The organism is Dyella sp., assembly GCF_035685885.1.
GTDB lineage: Bacteria > Pseudomonadota > Gammaproteobacteria > Xanthomonadales > Rhodanobacteraceae > Dyella.
This window is the reverse complement of record NZ_DASRZX010000163.1, coordinates 54,715-69,717: the sequence shown is the minus strand read 5'-3', so window position 1 is coordinate 69,717 and position 15,003 is coordinate 54,715. Positions and strand designations below refer to the sequence as shown.

14 protein-coding genes are annotated in these 15,003 nt (G+C 65.1%); 6 read left to right on the top strand and 8 right to left on the bottom strand.

What is annotated here, in order from left to right; translation table 11 throughout:
• From VFG49_RS19070 to VFG49_RS19055, 4 genes are all read right to left on the bottom strand, one after another.
• The coding region (locus tag VFG49_RS19070; RefSeq protein WP_324863558.1) for a PHP domain-containing protein at positions 1–1,375 on the bottom strand (1,375 nt) is incomplete at its 3' end.
• Positions 1,372–2,784 (bottom strand): DNA polymerase Y family protein, encoded by a 1,413-nt coding sequence (locus VFG49_RS19065; RefSeq protein WP_324863556.1) that lies wholly within the window; start codon positions 2,782–2,784, stop codon positions 1,372–1,374. The genes VFG49_RS19070 and VFG49_RS19065, both read right to left, overlap by 4 nt.
• 12 nt (positions 2,785–2,796) lie before the next feature.
• On the bottom strand, positions 2,797–3,420 hold the full coding sequence (imuA, locus tag VFG49_RS19060) for a translesion DNA synthesis-associated protein ImuA (protein WP_324863554.1): 624 nt from the start codon (positions 3,418–3,420) through the stop codon (positions 2,797–2,799).
• Between the two features lie 10 nt (positions 3,421–3,430).
• A complete protein-coding gene (locus VFG49_RS19055; protein WP_324863552.1) occupies positions 3,431–4,000 on the bottom strand; it encodes a S24 family peptidase in 570 nt (189 codons plus the stop codon).
• A 136-nt stretch (positions 4,001–4,136) separates the two neighbouring features.
• Here VFG49_RS19055 and VFG49_RS19050 point away from each other — a divergent pair, with 136 nt between their 5' ends.
• Positions 4,137–4,835: an aspartate/glutamate racemase family protein gene (locus VFG49_RS19050; protein ID WP_324863549.1), complete on the top strand. Its 699-nt coding sequence runs from the start codon at positions 4,137–4,139 to the stop codon at positions 4,833–4,835.
• A 131-nt stretch (positions 4,836–4,966) separates the two neighbouring features.
• Positions 4,967–5,992 carry an aldo/keto reductase gene (locus VFG49_RS19045; protein ID WP_324863548.1) on the top strand — a complete coding sequence of 342 codons (1,026 nt, stop codon included), beginning with the start codon at positions 4,967–4,969 and terminating at the stop codon, positions 5,990–5,992.
• A gap of 127 nt (positions 5,993–6,119) precedes the next feature.
• Here the strand turns inward: VFG49_RS19045 and pgm are convergent, their stop codons facing one another.
• The 3 genes from pgm to VFG49_RS19030 form a co-directional block, all read right to left on the bottom strand.
• On the bottom strand, positions 6,120–7,772 hold the full coding sequence (pgm, locus tag VFG49_RS19040) for a phosphoglucomutase (alpha-D-glucose-1,6-bisphosphate-dependent) (protein ID WP_324863546.1): 1,653 nt from the start codon (positions 7,770–7,772) through the stop codon (positions 6,120–6,122).
• 126 nt (positions 7,773–7,898) lie between these two features.
• A complete protein-coding gene (locus VFG49_RS19035; RefSeq protein WP_324863544.1) occupies positions 7,899–8,165 on the bottom strand; it encodes a DksA/TraR family C4-type zinc finger protein in 267 nt (88 codons plus the stop codon).
• Between the two features lie 140 nt (positions 8,166–8,305).
• A complete protein-coding gene (locus tag VFG49_RS19030; RefSeq protein ID WP_324863542.1) occupies positions 8,306–9,838 on the bottom strand; it encodes an efflux transporter outer membrane subunit in 1,533 nt (510 codons plus the stop codon).
• 293 nt (positions 9,839–10,131) lie between these two features.
• Here VFG49_RS19030 and VFG49_RS19025 point away from each other — a divergent pair, with 293 nt between their 5' ends.
• The gene (locus tag VFG49_RS19025) at positions 10,132–10,548 is read left to right on the top strand and encodes an OsmC family protein (RefSeq protein WP_324863540.1); all 417 of its coding nucleotides are present in this window, start codon (positions 10,132–10,134) and stop codon (positions 10,546–10,548) included.
• A 325-nt stretch (positions 10,549–10,873) separates the two neighbouring features.
• The gene (locus VFG49_RS19020) at positions 10,874–12,508 is read left to right on the top strand and encodes an MASE1 domain-containing protein (RefSeq protein WP_324863538.1); all 1,635 of its coding nucleotides are present in this window, start codon (positions 10,874–10,876) and stop codon (positions 12,506–12,508) included.
• 25 nt (positions 12,509–12,533) lie between these two features.
• Here the strand turns inward: VFG49_RS19020 and VFG49_RS19015 are convergent, their stop codons facing one another.
• Positions 12,534–12,998 carry a hypothetical protein gene (locus tag VFG49_RS19015; RefSeq protein WP_324863536.1) on the bottom strand — a complete coding sequence of 155 codons (465 nt, stop codon included), beginning with the start codon at positions 12,996–12,998 and terminating at the stop codon, positions 12,534–12,536.
• Positions 12,999–13,299: 301 nt separating this feature from the next.
• Between VFG49_RS19015 and VFG49_RS19010 the strand changes: the two genes are divergently transcribed.
• Complete coding sequence (locus VFG49_RS19010) at positions 13,300–13,818, top strand: sigma-70 family RNA polymerase sigma factor (protein ID WP_324863534.1); 519 nt, start codon at positions 13,300–13,302, stop codon at positions 13,816–13,818.
• Positions 13,811–14,917 (top strand): FecR family protein, encoded by a 1,107-nt coding sequence (locus VFG49_RS19005; RefSeq protein ID WP_324863532.1) that lies wholly within the window; start codon positions 13,811–13,813, stop codon positions 14,915–14,917. The genes VFG49_RS19010 and VFG49_RS19005 overlap by 8 nt, the downstream gene beginning before the upstream one ends.
• Positions 14,918–15,003: the final 86 nt, after the last annotated feature.

The following is a 15,003-nucleotide window of genomic DNA, read 5'->3' as shown; positions in this document are numbered from 1 at the left end:
CGCGATGGATCAATGGACTGGCAGGGTCAAATCCACGCTCGCGCAACCTGTCATCCAGTGCATCAGCGCCATCCCACCAGGCAAACACCTTCGACAGCAGTTCGACCTGATCCATGGGCAGGCCCAATGCCCGTGCCACGTCGCGCACCGCGCTCTTGCCGCGGTAGCAGATGACGGTCGCGGCGAGCGCGGCGCGATCACGCCCGTACTTTTCGTAAATATGCTGGATGACTTCTTCGCGCCGCTCGTGCTCGAAGTCGATGTCGATGTCCGGCGGTTCGTTGCGGTTTTCCGAGATGAAGCGCTCGATCAGCAGCTCGGTGGTTTCCGGGTCAACTTCCGTCACACCCAGGGCAAAGCACACGGCGGAATTGGCGGCCGATCCACGTCCCTGGCAAAGGATTTCCCTGCTTCGCGCAAAACCGACGATCTCCTGCACGGTCAGGAAATAGGGTTCGTACCTGAGCTTTTCGATAAGGCGCAGCTCTTTCTCGATGCTGCCGCGCACCTTGGTCGAAATGCCTTGCGGCCAGCGTCGACGAACGCCCTCTTCCGTCAGTTGCCGCAACCAGCTGGTAGCCGTATGACCTTCCGGCACCAGCTCGGAGGGGTAGCGGTATTTCAGGTCGGTGAGCTGGAACGTGCAGCGCGCGGCGATGCGAACGCTTTCCTCCATGAGCGAGGCCGGATAGATGGCCGACAAGGCATCGCGCTTGCGAAGATGCCTCTCGCCATTGCGGAACAACAGCGCACCCGCCTCGGCCACGGTGCATCGATGGCGCGTGGCGGTAAGCACGTCCTGCAAGGCGCGCCTGCGGCGCACATGCATGTGCACGTCGCCGGCAGCCACGCATGGCAGGCCCAGCGATCGACCAAGCATATCCAGTGCCTGCAATCGGCGCGCATCGTCCGGCCCGCGATGCAGCTCCACGGCAATCCACGCACGCCCATCGAACAGCGAACGCAACCAGCGGCCATGCTCCGAATCAGGTTCATCCGCCGGCAGCCACAAGGCCAGCGTGCCCGGCAGGCCATCGGAGAAGTCGGCACGCGTCACGCCATAGCAGCCCTTGTCGGCTGCGCGCCGGCCACGCGTGATCAGCGCGCACATCGCCACGTAGCCCGCCAGGTTTTCGCACAGGAGCACCAGCTTCGGGCCATCTTCCAGCTGGAATTCCGCGCCGACGATCAAGGCCACGCCGGTTTCGCGCGAGGCTTCCAGGGCGCGCACGATGCCGGCCAGCGAACATTCGTCGGTGATCGCCAGCGCGCGATAACCGCACGCCTTCGCCCGCTCAAACAATTCAAGCGCACTGGACGCACCACGCTGGAACGAGAAATTGGACAGGCAATGCAGTTCGGCATAGTCGTTCATGCGAACCATCCGTGCAGCATCCACGCGCCCTGCTTGCCTGGCGGGCAATACGCCCACGCGCATTGCCCTTGCGCGGTACGCACCACGTAGTAATCGCGACGCATGTCGCCGCCATCCCACCAGCCGGTTTCGATGCGCTCGGGTCCGGCGAGGATCTCCGGCGGCGGACCGCGCAGGGGCAATGGCGATTCCAGCAACCAGGCAGGACGCAGCCGTGTCTCGGGCCACGGTGCTTTCGCCACGTGCGGTGAAGATGTCTGCGCCCGCTCGGGGCGCGGATCCACCGTACGGTGCAGGCGCTGCACGGCGTGCTCGCCCAGCCGCGAACGCAACCGTTCGCGCAACTGGTCCAGCGGCATGGCGTTCGCTAGTCGTGCATCGAACAGGTCGCGACCGGCCGGCACGAACGGAGGCAGGTCCGGCGCAAGCAGCTGCATGGCCACCACCGGCTGCGGCAACGCCACGCGCTCCAGCCGGCCACGCGCGCAATCGAACAGCAGCGCGGCATCGCGCGCGGCAGCAAGCATGCCCACCGGCACGCGGGTGGCGGGCATATTGCGATGTTCCAGCACCACTTCGAAACGCTGCACGCCGCCATCGCGACCCGCGAGATACGCGGACAGATCGCCCGTCAGTCGGCGCAGCGGAAACATCAGCGCCTCGACGTGCTCGATCTCGTGCGCCCATTCCATGCGCAGCTCGAATGCATCGGACGGCCGGAAGCTTTCCATCGACGAGGGCTGCTCGCCGACCAAGCGATCCAGTTGCAGCACCAGATCTGCACCGAAGCGACGCTGCAGACCGGCGCGCGGCATCGCCAGCAATTGCCCCAGCGTGCGGATGCCCATCGAGGAAAGCGCATGCGCGGCGCCATCGGGAAGACGCGCATGCGCCACGGCAACCGGCGCCAGCGCACTGCGCAACGTGGGCGGCGTGGTCACGGCCATGCCATCGTGCGCACCGGCCAGCACGTAGGCCGCCTGCGGCGTGGGCGCAAGCGCGATGCGATGGCGGAAACCCAGGCCGGCGAGGTCTTCGCGCAACAGGGATTCAAAGCGCGGCCATGGTCCGAACAGGCCAAGGCTGCGACTGACTTCCAGCACCACGGCATGCGTGAGCAGGCCCACTTCCCCGCTATAGCGATAAGCCCATGCCGCCAGCAGGCGATGCCAGCCGGCCTCGTCGCTGGCGTCGTAATCGACCATGGCAAAGCGGTGCAGCATGGCCTGCGCCGCCGCCAGCGACTGCCCGCGATACAGGCCTGCCGCTCGCGCGCTGCGACTGGCCGCATGCACGATGCGCTGCTGCGCCGGCCCGCTGACCAGCACCAGCGGCTCCTCCGAAGGAGGCCGACGGCGAAGGACACCATCCAGCGCCAGTTGCGGCAGCAATACGCAGGCCCAAAGCATGACGCGGCCTCGTCACGACCAACCGGCAGCCAACGGCACGGCCTGTGCCGGTGGATTGCCGCCGCGACACTTGCGAATGCGTACGCGTGGCGCGGGCTGGCTTTCCAGTTCCAGCCGCAGCGAAGCCGGCGATGCCTGCACGGCATGGCGCACATCGCGAAACACGAAGGCCAGCGCCTTGCCCGTATCGGCGGCCACCTGCAAGCGCCGCAGCGCGCGATCATCCGCCTGCTGCGGCCATGCCAATACGGCGGCGCAACTGCCCGAGCGCAGGCATTGCTCCGCCGCCCACAACACATCGCGCGCGGCCGCCTGCACGATGTCCACGTGCGACATCACCACGCCACGCGCTTCCCAGCCAGCCACGCAAGGCAGGTAAGGCGGCGAGATCACCATCACCTGGCGCGCCGCCTGGGTCATGCGCGCCAGCGTGGGCAGCACCAGCTGCAATTCGCCCACGCCATCCACGGGCAGCAGGATTTCTGTCATCGCATGCTCGGGCCAGCCGCCGGTGGGCAAGGCGACATCCAGCGCCGGCCAGCCCGTCGATTCGTTGCTGCCCGGCAACGGCGCTGCACGCCCCTGCCAGACCTGACGGGTGTCAATGAGCGTATTGAGCGCAACAAGCTGGCCCACGGCGGCGGCCTCAGCGCAGGGTGCGCAGGCAACGGGTGACCACGCCCCAGACGCTCAGCGTCTCGCCTTCGCGAAACACGATCGGCTTGAAGTGTGCATTCTCGGGCAGCAGCGCGATATGGCCATCCACCCTGCCCAATCGCTTGATGGTCAGCTCGTTGTTGACGAGCGCCACCACGATGTCGCCCTGCCGCGCCGACAGCGCGCGATCCACCAGCACTTCATCGCCATCGAAGATGCCGGCGCCGATCATCGACCAGCCGGATACGCGGATGATGAAGGTGCTCGGCTCATGACCTGGCAGGACGAGATGCTCGTTGAGATCGACCACCTCATCGACCTCATCTTCCGCCATCGCGGGAATACCGGCCGGCACCCGGCTGAGGAATGCCGTGAGCCCCACTGTCGATGGCGTCAGCGATACCGGCCGGGGCGCTTCCAGCGAAGCCGGTCCACGGTAGGCATCCAGATAGGCCAGCACGGCGGGCACCTGGCTTTCGGGCACGCGGATGCGCTGGCTGGGCTCCCCAGCCGGGCGACCAGCGCCGGAACGGCGTCCACCATGTTCGACAGGAGGCATAGGGAAACTTGATTATCGGGACAAGATTCAAGATACCACGCCGGCGTTCTCACCGCGTGAGATACGAAGCCTTTGAAAGAGCGCTTTCCCGGCCGGGCGATTACCCTGCTCCCAGGCTCATACCGGGACGCGACGCATGCCTCACAAAGTGATCGGCCTCCTCGGAGGCATGAGCTGGGAAAGCTCGGCCGAGTACTACCGGATCATCAACATCCACGTTCGCGAACGCCTCGGCGGCCTGCACTCGGCCCGCTGCCTGATGTGGTCATTCGACTTTGCCGAGATCGAGGCACTGCAGCATGCCGGCGACTGGACCGCCGCGACGGCCCGCATGATCGAGGCCGCCCAGCGACTGGAGCGCGGCGGCGCCGATCTTGTCGCCATCTGCACCAATACCATGCACCGGATGGCCGACGAGGTGCAGGCCGCCATCGACATTCCCTTGCTGCATATCGCCGATCCCACCGCCGAACGCCTCAAGGCGGCCGGGCACCGGCGCGTCGGCCTGCTGGGCACGGCATTCACCATGGAACAGGATTTCTACAAGGGCCGGCTGCAACAACGGCACGGCCTGGAGGTGCTTGTTCCCGAAGAAGGGGAACGCCACGCCATCCATCGCATCATCTACGACGAACTGGTGCAGGGACGCATCGAGCCCGCTTCCCGCGAAGTGTTTCGCACCATCATGCAGGCCCTGGCGGCACGCGGCGCGGAGGCCATCATCCTTGGCTGCACCGAGATCATGTTGCTGGTGACCCGCGAGGATTCACCGGTGCCGCTGTTCGACACCACCACCCTCCATGCCGAAGCCATCGCCGATATGGCAATGGCGTGACACCAGCCGGCGCGATGACGAGGCGCGATGCGGCCACGTCAAGATGAAGAAAATTTCATCGACATCCGTGCATGCTTGGAATGTTCTGGCACGCCCCCATCGACGAACGATCATCACGACGAGGTCATCTCATGGAATACAGGCAACTGGGCGCATCGGGCTTCAGGGTTCCGGTGCTGAGTTTCGGCACGGGCACGTTCGGTGGCAAAGGCGAACTGTTCGGCGCCTGGGGCAACACCGATGTCGCTGAAGCCAAGCGGCTCGTCGACATCTGCCTCGATGCGGGTCTCAACATGTTCGACAGCGCCGATATTTACTCCGACGGCGTCGCCGAGTCGGTATTGGGCGAGGCCATCAAGGGCCGCCGCGATCGCGTGCTGATCTCCACCAAGGCGACGTTCCGCTCGGGCCAGGATGCCAATGACGTCGGGTCCTCGCGCTATCACCTGCTCAAGGCGTGCGACGCCGCGCTCAAGCGCCTGGGCACGGACTACATCGACCTGTTCCAGCTGCACGGCTTCGACGCCATGACACCGGTGGAAGAAACACTGTCGACGCTGGACGACTTAGTCCGTGCCGGCAAGATCCGCTACGTGGGCGTATCCAACTTCTCCGGCTGGCACCTGATGAAGTCGCTGGCGGCGGCCGATCGCCACGGTTATCCGCGCTATATCGCCAACCAGACCTACTACTCGCTGATCGGCCGCGACTACGAGTGGGAACTGATGCCACTGGGCCTGGACCAGGGCGTAGGTGCGGTGGTGTGGAGCCCGCTGGGCTGGGGGCGCCTCACCGGCAAGCTGCGCCGCGGCGCCGCCCTGCCCGCCGTGAGCCGCCTGCACAAGACGGGTGACATTGGTCCGCAGGTGGATGACGAGTACCTGTATCGCGTGGTCGACGCACTGGACGAAGTCGCCGCCGAAACGGGCAAGAGCGTGCCGCAGATCGCGCTCAACTGGCTGCTGCAGCGCCCCACCGTATCAACCGTGGTGATCGGCGCGCGCAACGAGGAACAGCTCAAGCAGAACCTCGGCGCCATCGGCTGGAACCTCACGCGCGAACAGGTGGCCAAACTCGATGCAGCCAGCGAACTGACGCCGGCCTATCCGTACTGGCACCAACGCGGTTTCGCTGAGCGCAATCCGCCGCCGGTTTAAGGCGTCTCGCACCCGAGTCACCCAGTGCCTTGAGCTTCGACGTGCGAAAAGGCACTGGATGACCAGGAAAACCAGGAACACCCAGGCCTGTTCCGCAGAAATAATCGGCAAACGAAAAGCGGCCGCCTCAAGCCGCGTTCAACGCCTCATCCACCATCGCCTGCGCCTCCTGCAACAACTGCTCCAGGTGCGCCTCGTCCTTGAAGCTCTCGGCATAGATCTTGTAGATGTCCTCCGTGCCCGAGGGGCGAGCGGCGAACCAGCCGTTGGCGGACGTCACCTTGATGCCGCCGATCGAAGCACCATTGCCTGGCGCACGATCCAGCACGCTTTCGATCTTTTCGCCGGCAAGCTGCGTGCTGTTCACCTGTTGCGGCGACAGCTTCGAAAGGCGCGCCTTCTGCTCGACATTGGCCGGCGCATCGACGCGCTGTGACAGCGGGCTGCCAAGCTCGGCAGTCATCTGCCGGTAGAGCTCGCTCGGATCGCGATCCATCTTGGCGGTGATCTCGGCGGACATCAGCGCCGCCGCAATGCCGTCCTTGTCGGTGCTCCATACCGAGCCATCGCGACGCAGGAACGAGGCACCCGCACTTTCCTCGCCACCAAAACCCAGCGAGCCGTCGAACAGGCCGTCCACGAACCACTTGAAGCCCACCGGCACTTCATAGAGGCGACGCCCCAGGCGCCGGGCCACGCGATCGATCAGTGCGGAGCTGACCAGTGTCTTGCCGACGGCTGCATCGCCACGCCAGTCCGGGCGATGGCGGAACAGGTAGTCGATCAGCACCGACAGGTAGTGGTTGGGCAGCAACAAGCCACTGCTGCGCGTGACGATGCCATGGCGATCATGGTCGGTGTCGCACGCAAAGGCCACGTCGTAGCGGTCCTTCAGTTCGATCAGCGGCTGCATCGCATGCGAGGAGGAAGGATCCATGCGGATCTTGCCGTCCCAATCCACGCTCATGAAACGGAAGGTGAAATCGATCGCGCTGTTGACCACCGTCAGGTCGATGCCGTAGCGCTCGGCAATCGGCGCCCAGTAATGCACGCCCGAACCACCCAGCGGGTCGACACCAAGATGCACGCCGCTGCCACGGATGGCATCGAAATCGATGACCTGCGAGAGGTCGCCAACATACGCCGCGATGAAGTCATGCTCGTGCGTGGTCGAGGCGCGCAACGCCTGCGCGAACGGCATCCGGCGCACGTCGCGCAAGCCGTTTTCGATCAGCGCATTCGCGCGCTTCTGCACCCAGCCGGTGATGTCGGTATCCGCCGGACCGCCATTGGGCGGGTTGTACTTGAAGCCGCCACCATCGGGCGGGTTATGCGAAGGCGTAACCACGATGCCGTCGGCCAGGGCCGTCGTACGGTGACGGTTGTAGGTGAGAATGGCATGCGAGATGGCCGGCGTCGGCGTGTATTCGCCGCCCTTGGCAATCATGGTGTCCACGCCATTGGCGGCGAGCACTTCCAGCGCGCTCTCGAACGCCGGTTGCGACAGCGCGTGGGTATCGATGCCGATGAACAGCGGTCCGTCGATGCCCTTTTCGCGCCGGTATTCGCAGATCGCCTGGGTGATGGCCAGCACGTGCCATTCGTTGAAGCTGCGGTCGAACGACGTACCGCGATGCCCGGAGGTGCCAAACGACACCCGCTGCGCAGGCACGCCGGCATCGGGACGAAGATCCAGGTACGCGGCACGCAACTGATCGACATCCACCAGCAAGGAGTCGGGCGCCGGCTTGCCGGCCAGCGGACTGAGGCGGTCGCTCATGGCGTCACCACGGGAGCAGCCACCATCCGGCCCAGGTGGGCATGCAAAGACATCGTCATGTGATCGGACACTCCAGCCACGGGGAAAATGACGTATTGACCAACGCGCCGAGCAACAGTGTCAAGTTCAGCGCAACTGGCTGTCCTTGCTGCCACGGCGGTTGTAGCCGCTGAAGGCGGCCTCTTCCTCGTCATGCGCCTGCTGGCAGGCCACGCACAACCGCACGCCGGGCACGGCGACACGGCGCGCCTCGGGAATCGGCGCATCGCATTCCTCGCAGTGCGTCAGCCCAGGACCCTTGCGGATCTGGCTCCGCGCACGCTTCACCGCATCATCCACGGTGGCGTCTATCTGATCCTGCACGGCGCCGTCGCCGGCCCACCCGGTAGCCATGTCGCCTCCTGTCTGCAGCGGCGATGCTGCCCACGGCGATTTCCGCGGGCAGACAACCAATATAGGGGCTTACTCCACGGTTTCCACGAGACGCCGCGGCGAACGTTCAGTCAGGACCGCGCGAGCCCGCGCCGGGCTCTTCAGCGCGCCTGGGCGCCATCCGACGAGGCCATGACGTGCTCACTCCCCGTCGCGGCCTTCCTGGATGATGCATGCCCGGCTTCCGCATTGATCTGCGCGACCTCGGCCGTACCGTCAAAGCCGCCACCCAAGGCCTCGACCAGGCGCACGGAGATATCGATCTGCTCACTCTCCAGCGCGGCGAGCCGCTGCTGCGCGGCGAGCAACTGTTGCCGGCTGGTAAGCGGCGTCAGCGGACCCTTGAGGCCGCCCTTGTACGCCAGCATGGCGTCGTCCCAGCTCTTTTGCGCATCGTCCACAGCGCGCTTTTCGAGCACGATCTGCTCTCGCACCGACGATAGCGCCGACACCTGATCGGCCACGTCATTCAATGCACTGACCAGCAGGCCGTTGTAGCGCGCCACCATGGCGTCATATTCCGCATCCGCCACGGCAAGGTGCGCGCGCCGACGGCCGCCATCGAACAGCGGCAGGCTCAGCGCGGGGCCGAAAGCGTATTGCCGGGCTGGCAGCTGCAGCACGTTGGTGCTGCCGCCGACGGCTATGAATCCCGCCACGGCGGTCAGGCTGATATTGGGCAGGAATTCGTCCTTGGCCGCCTTCACGTCCTTGTTGGCCGCCTCGATTTCCCAGCGTGCCGCCACCAGGTCCGCGCGGCGACCGAGCAGATCCACCGGCAACTTGTCGGGAAGCACCGCGGGGCCGCGATCGAGCATGTGCGGGCGCCCGATGGCCAGGCCACGATCGGGCCCCTGGCCCAGCAGCACTGAAAGACTGCTGCGCGCCGCGTCGATGGCACGATCAGCTGCCACCTTCTGCTGCTGGGCACCGGCCAGCTGCGAATCGGCAAGATGCCCCTGCTGCGGCGTTTCAAGGCCACCACTCACCAGCTTGCGCGTCACATCCAGCGAATCTGTCGCGCGCTTGAGTTCGGCTTCGGCCACATCTTGCTGCGCGAAGGCATAACCGAGGCGCACATAGGCGCGCGCCACGTTCACCGACAACTCGATGCGTGCGGCATACGCCTCGACCTGCGCGGCCCGGCTATGGCCCAGCGCGGCTTCCCACGCGGCGCGCTTGCCGCCCCACAGGTCCAGATCCCATGAGAACTCGCCCAGGATGGACTTGCTCCACGCGAACGTGCCAAGCACATATTCGGGATAGATCGGATTCTTCTTGGAGAGGTATGCACCTGTGATGGAGGCATCCACTTTTGCCTGCGGCTGACGCGCACCGTTCACGCCGTCGGCCACCGCCTGCGCCTGCCGCGCACGCGCCTGCGCCTGCTCCAGGCTGGGGTTGTTCTTCAGTGCCTCTTCGATCAACGCGCTGAGCTGCGGATCGCCATAACTCACCCACCAGTCCTGCGAGGGCCACGCCGCCGGGCTCAGCTGCACGTCCGCAAGGCTGTGGCCGGACTTGAGGCTACCCGCATCAGTCATCGTGCCGGTCGTGTGCAGCCCACGGCTGGTGACGCATCCGGACAGGACGAGGCAAAGCGCGATGGCAACGGAAAGTGCGGAAGAACGCATGTCGGGATCACTCGAGGGAAAGATGGGAGATGCCGCGCGCTCCGGCTGGCTTGCCAGCGACACCGAACCTGCAACGTATTCAGGCAAAAAAACAGGAGCCGCGCTGTATCACATTATAGGCCTGCACTGCACGGGCTTCGCCGCAACGTGCGGCCTCAATCTGCATTTGCCACCGCTACCAAGGTCCAATGGCGGACCCGCGAAAGAGCGGCTGCACACTTGGCGTCGTGAATGACAACGCCTACCTTTCGAACGACGAATCGATGCCAACGACACCTTAGGAATCCGCGCCCATGCCACACGTTGCGTCCGCCACGATTGTTTCCACCGACCGCAACTACCTGCACCACATCGACGCCGGTCACTTCGCCATGACTACGGACGAACCGGCAAAGCTTGGCGGACAAGGCTCGGCGCCGGCTCCGTTTGACTACCACCTCGCCTCGCTGGCTGCCTGTACGGCGATTACGCTGCGCATGTACGCCGAACGAAAAGGCTGGAATCTCGGTGAGTTCCGCGCCGAACTTCGACTGGATCGCGACGAAGACGGCAAGCTGCACGTGCAGCGGACGCTGCATTCCGACCAGCCACTCACCGACGAACAGTGGCAGCGACCGCTGGAAATCGTCGCCAATACACCCGTGACCAAGGCGATGCGCGAAGGTGTGGGCATCGCCAGCGTACGTGGCGACATGACCGCAAGTAGCTGAACGCAAACGACCTGCAATGTGACGCACCGCACAGCTACCGGCAAGCACTCCATATCGAGCGGTGCGTGCTGTGCGCCCCTTCACCAAGGCATCACCGAGTCCCGTGCCAGAGTCCGCCCTTGCACGTCCGCCATGCGACGGTTTTGTGGCCGCAGGATGTGATCAGACCCGGTTTTTGGCAACATGCGCGGTCGACAGCCCGACGGCCGCCAGTCAAGGAGTTGTGCTTCAGCACAGGATGGGCTCGCGACGTGTTCGTCCGGCCGCCCTCACAACCCAAGGCCTACGTGAGCCTTGGGTGTGATGTCACTACGGGGAGGAAGCTATGGGGGAAGCAACGCTGCTGCGTGTCTGGGGCCGCCATCTGGCGGTCGGCGCGGCCTATGCGGTCTGCTACGTATTGCTCCGCGACGTCTCGGTCTCGCACTGGTACCTGCCGGCGGGACTGCGAGTCGCTTGCTTGCTGCTGTTGCCGTATCGCTACTGGCCTGCGCTGATCATCGGCGAATTCGTGCCGGTGGCAAACCATGCCTGGCACTGTGTGGACGATTTCGGTTGGCGCTGGGCCATGCTCGCCGCCATTCCACCCATCCTGCCGATGGCAGCCATGGTGGCGTTCGCCAGGCGTCATGCGCGCCTGCTGCTTGGTGCGCGGCACGTCAACATGGCGATGCTGCTCGGCGTCACACTCACTGCCGCCGTGTTGACGGCACTGTTCGATGCCGCCGTGCTCGCCGCCGTCCAACTGCCTCCCGGCGAAGTGCCGCCGGTACTCACCAGCCAGGTGATTTTCGGTTACTTCCTTGGCGCCTACCTGGGCGCCATCGCCATCGCACCCTCCGCCATCGCGATCTATCTGGCCTTCGCACGGGGCCACCATCCGACGCCAAGTGCTACGCGCTGGTACGGCAATCTCGCGCGCGATTGCCTGACGGGCGTGCTGGTGCCGCTGTTCGTGCTGGTTGGCCTGGTCTTCAGCAGCCAGGGCGACAGCATGCAGGTGTTCCGCATGGCCATGTTCCTGCCGGTGGCGTGGCTGACTTCACGATACGGATGGCAAGGTGCCGCGCTCGGCGGAACGCTGGCCAGCATTGCGGTGACGATGACCTCCACCATGGTGCGCGATCCGGCCGTGATCCAGGCCCAGTCGCTCATCGCCTTTGCGGTCACCACCCTGCTCCTGCTGGGCTCGCGCATCGCGCATCAGGCTCACGCCACACGCTCGGGCCACATGGACACCTTGCGCGGCTTCCAGCTTGCGCAGCAAGGCCTGTATCTGGAAGAACTGCGCATGCGGCAGACCGCCGATGCGCTGGAGCTGCTGGGCCAGAGCATCCGCGAGAACCACAATCGCCTGTTGGATCGCCTGCGCCACGTGCTGCCCGCCAACGAAGAGCACACCTACTCGCGGCAGGTGGCGCTGGCGCAGCACGAAATGCACCGGCTGGCGAATGCGCTCTATCCGCGCGGCTGGCGTGAGCGAGGCGTACCGGCGACTTTGCGCGAAGGACCTTTCGCGCAGGCCATCCACATGACCGGCGCCACGTACCGATGCGATCTCTCAGGCCGCGGCCTGAGCCAGCTCGCACCGGACGTACACATGACGCTCTACCGCCTCGCTTGCGAGGTGCTGGTGTACGTGCTTTCGCGCAAACCCACCCAGCACGTCCACCTGCAGGTCCGTGGCGGCTTTACCGGCGGTCGGCGTTGGGTGGTAATGCGGCTCACGGGCGAACCGGATGCGCCTGCCGGAAGCGGCAGCGACGATGCCCATGATTCGTGGAAGCAGGCCATGACCCTGCTGGGGGCCAGTGGATTGGGCATGACCACGATCCGCGATCGCGCCCACATCTATGGCGGTGACGTGCACGTACGCGATCTGGAGCGAGGCCTGAGCGTGACGCTGTTGTTGCACGACTCGCTGCGCTCCGTACCGCTCAACCAGGGCGTCTCCAGCTAGGAGACGCCCCGGCATCCTCAGCGCATCAGTTGATGCGCGCGCTGCATTCGATCGGATCCTTGCAGTCACCATCCGCGGCATAGACGCGTGCGGCGCCGTTTGCATCCGGCGTCACCAGCATCTTCACCGTACCGTCCTGATAGACGATCTCGCCCGGACTGGCGCTCGCCGGCGCGGCCAACGGCTCCTGGGGCGTCGCCACGCGGGACGCATCGGCGCCGATCGGCAATGCGAGGAAGTTGCCACCGGCCGTCGCGATCGCCGCACGCACCTTGCCGTTCAAATCATTGATCTGGACATAACGGACGCCGTTGCGCTCGAAGACGTACACATGCCAATGCGGACTGGCACTGACATCCACGGCGTTGGGCCACGCCTGGCCGAGTCCGGTCGATGGCGCGGCATCGGCGGCAAACGCGCCCGCCGATGACAGCCATAACGCGAACAGGCCCGCGGTCAAGACACGACGGCGATTCGATGCGTGCTGCATGGGTTTTCCCTCCATAGCCAATCCCCTATTCCGAGTAGCGTTGGACACACAGATCCCGGCGGCATGCCATGACGAAGACCGCGCCGGGCCATGGACTGTGCCCGATCCGAAACCACGCCAGTAAGTGCCAGCCAGGCCCCAGCCATCACCAATCCTCAGATTCGCGTAGCCGGACGCATCGTTGCTCACAGGATTTTCACGGTGGCGATAGAGCGATCCCATCGTTTCACGCAACCGTCACAAACACCCACTAGCGTTGCGCCCGGATGAATTGACGCCGGCGACGGCGTTGCGAGTACCCGTGACCGCCGACCCGACGCCCGGCCTGGCCCTGTTGTTCGATGAACGACAGGCCATGCTCAATCGCTATTTCCTCAAGCACACCGCGCATGCCTGGGATGCGCAGGATCTGGTGCAGGAACTCTACCTTCGCCTGCTGCGCACCGACCGCGGCGGTGCCGGCGGCATCCAGAATCCGGAGGCGTACCTGTTCACCATTGCAGCCAACCTGGTCAAGGAGCACGCGCTCCGGCGCCATCGCAGCCCCTTGGGCAGCGATGAACTGGAAGAAGTGATCGAGCGGCTGGCCACGCCCTGTGATGCGGCAGCTGGCGTGGATCGCGCACTGCGTCGACAACGACTTACCGACATCATCGGCCGCCTGACACCCAAATGCCGCGCCGTACTGGTCATGCACTACCGCGACGAACTGGGTTATCGCGACATTGGTGAACGCCTGAACATCTCTCCGAACATGGTCAAGAAGTACATCGTCAAAGCGCTGGCCACCTGCCGCATGGGAATGGCGCGCTATGAGTGAGTTGCGACGCCACCGACAAGGAGCCGATCGCCAGCAGCGCGCTGCCGAGCAGGCAGCCAGCTGGTATCTCGATCAGCGCGAAGGCATGAATGAAAGCCGGCAGGCACAGTTCATGGCCTGGCTTCGCCAATCGCCACTGCACGTGCAGGAATATCTCGCGATGGCGCGCATGCACGGCGATCTCGCCGCCGCCGCCGCACTCGACCCACTGCATGCCGACCAGCTGGACGAACTGGCCGCCTGCGATGCCACGGTGGTGCCGCTTCGACTCGGCGTGCAGGCACCACGGACGATTGCCGCGGCACCGACACGACATCGGCGCGCCCACTGGCTGTCGCAGGTTGCGGCTGCCGTGGTGATCGCCGTAATCGGCGCGACCAGCTGGCTCGCGCCGCCACCCGAGGCATGGACCGCCTATGCCTCGGGCTCCGATGAGTTGCGCAGCGTGGCGCTCGCCGATGGCACCGAACTGCAACTGGACCGAAGCAGCATCCTGGCCGTGCGCTTTGACCGTGACCGGCGAATGATCGACGTGCTGCATGGCGGCGCGCTGTTCGACGCCGGCCACGGCGATGCACGACCGCTTCATGTGCGCCTCGGATCCAACATCCTGCAGGACATCGGTACGGTGTTCGACGCGCATCAGTCGGACGACGGCGGCAACGTCACCGTGATCAGTGGTCGCGTCAAGATATGGCAGCGCGACAACCGCAACGAAGCTCTGCCGGGTATTACCGCAGACGATCACATGATCGCCGACCTTGCTGCCGGCCAGCAGGCCAGCATGCACGGCGACGGCTCGCTCGATCTCATCGATCACAACGCAGATGTCGCCAGCAGCACCGCGTGGCTGCCCAGCGATATCCGCTTTGAGCGGGCCACGGTCACCGAAGTGGCGCGGCGCTTCAACGCATACAGCATCCATCCCCTGCATATCGACGATGCCGGCATCGCTGCCACGCGCATCTCCGGACGTTTCCACGCGCGCGACATGGAGGCCTTCATTGCCTACCTGCGTACACTTCCGGGCGTGCGTGTCGTGCGCGGCGCGAGCGATATCCGGGTAGTGGGCGGATCGCACGATACGCACCAGCTGTAAGAAAAAATTCATGGAGATGGCGGTACCCGACTTGCGCGCCGCGCACTCGTAGTGGGGCAAGCAGCAACGACACGTCTTCCGTGTTC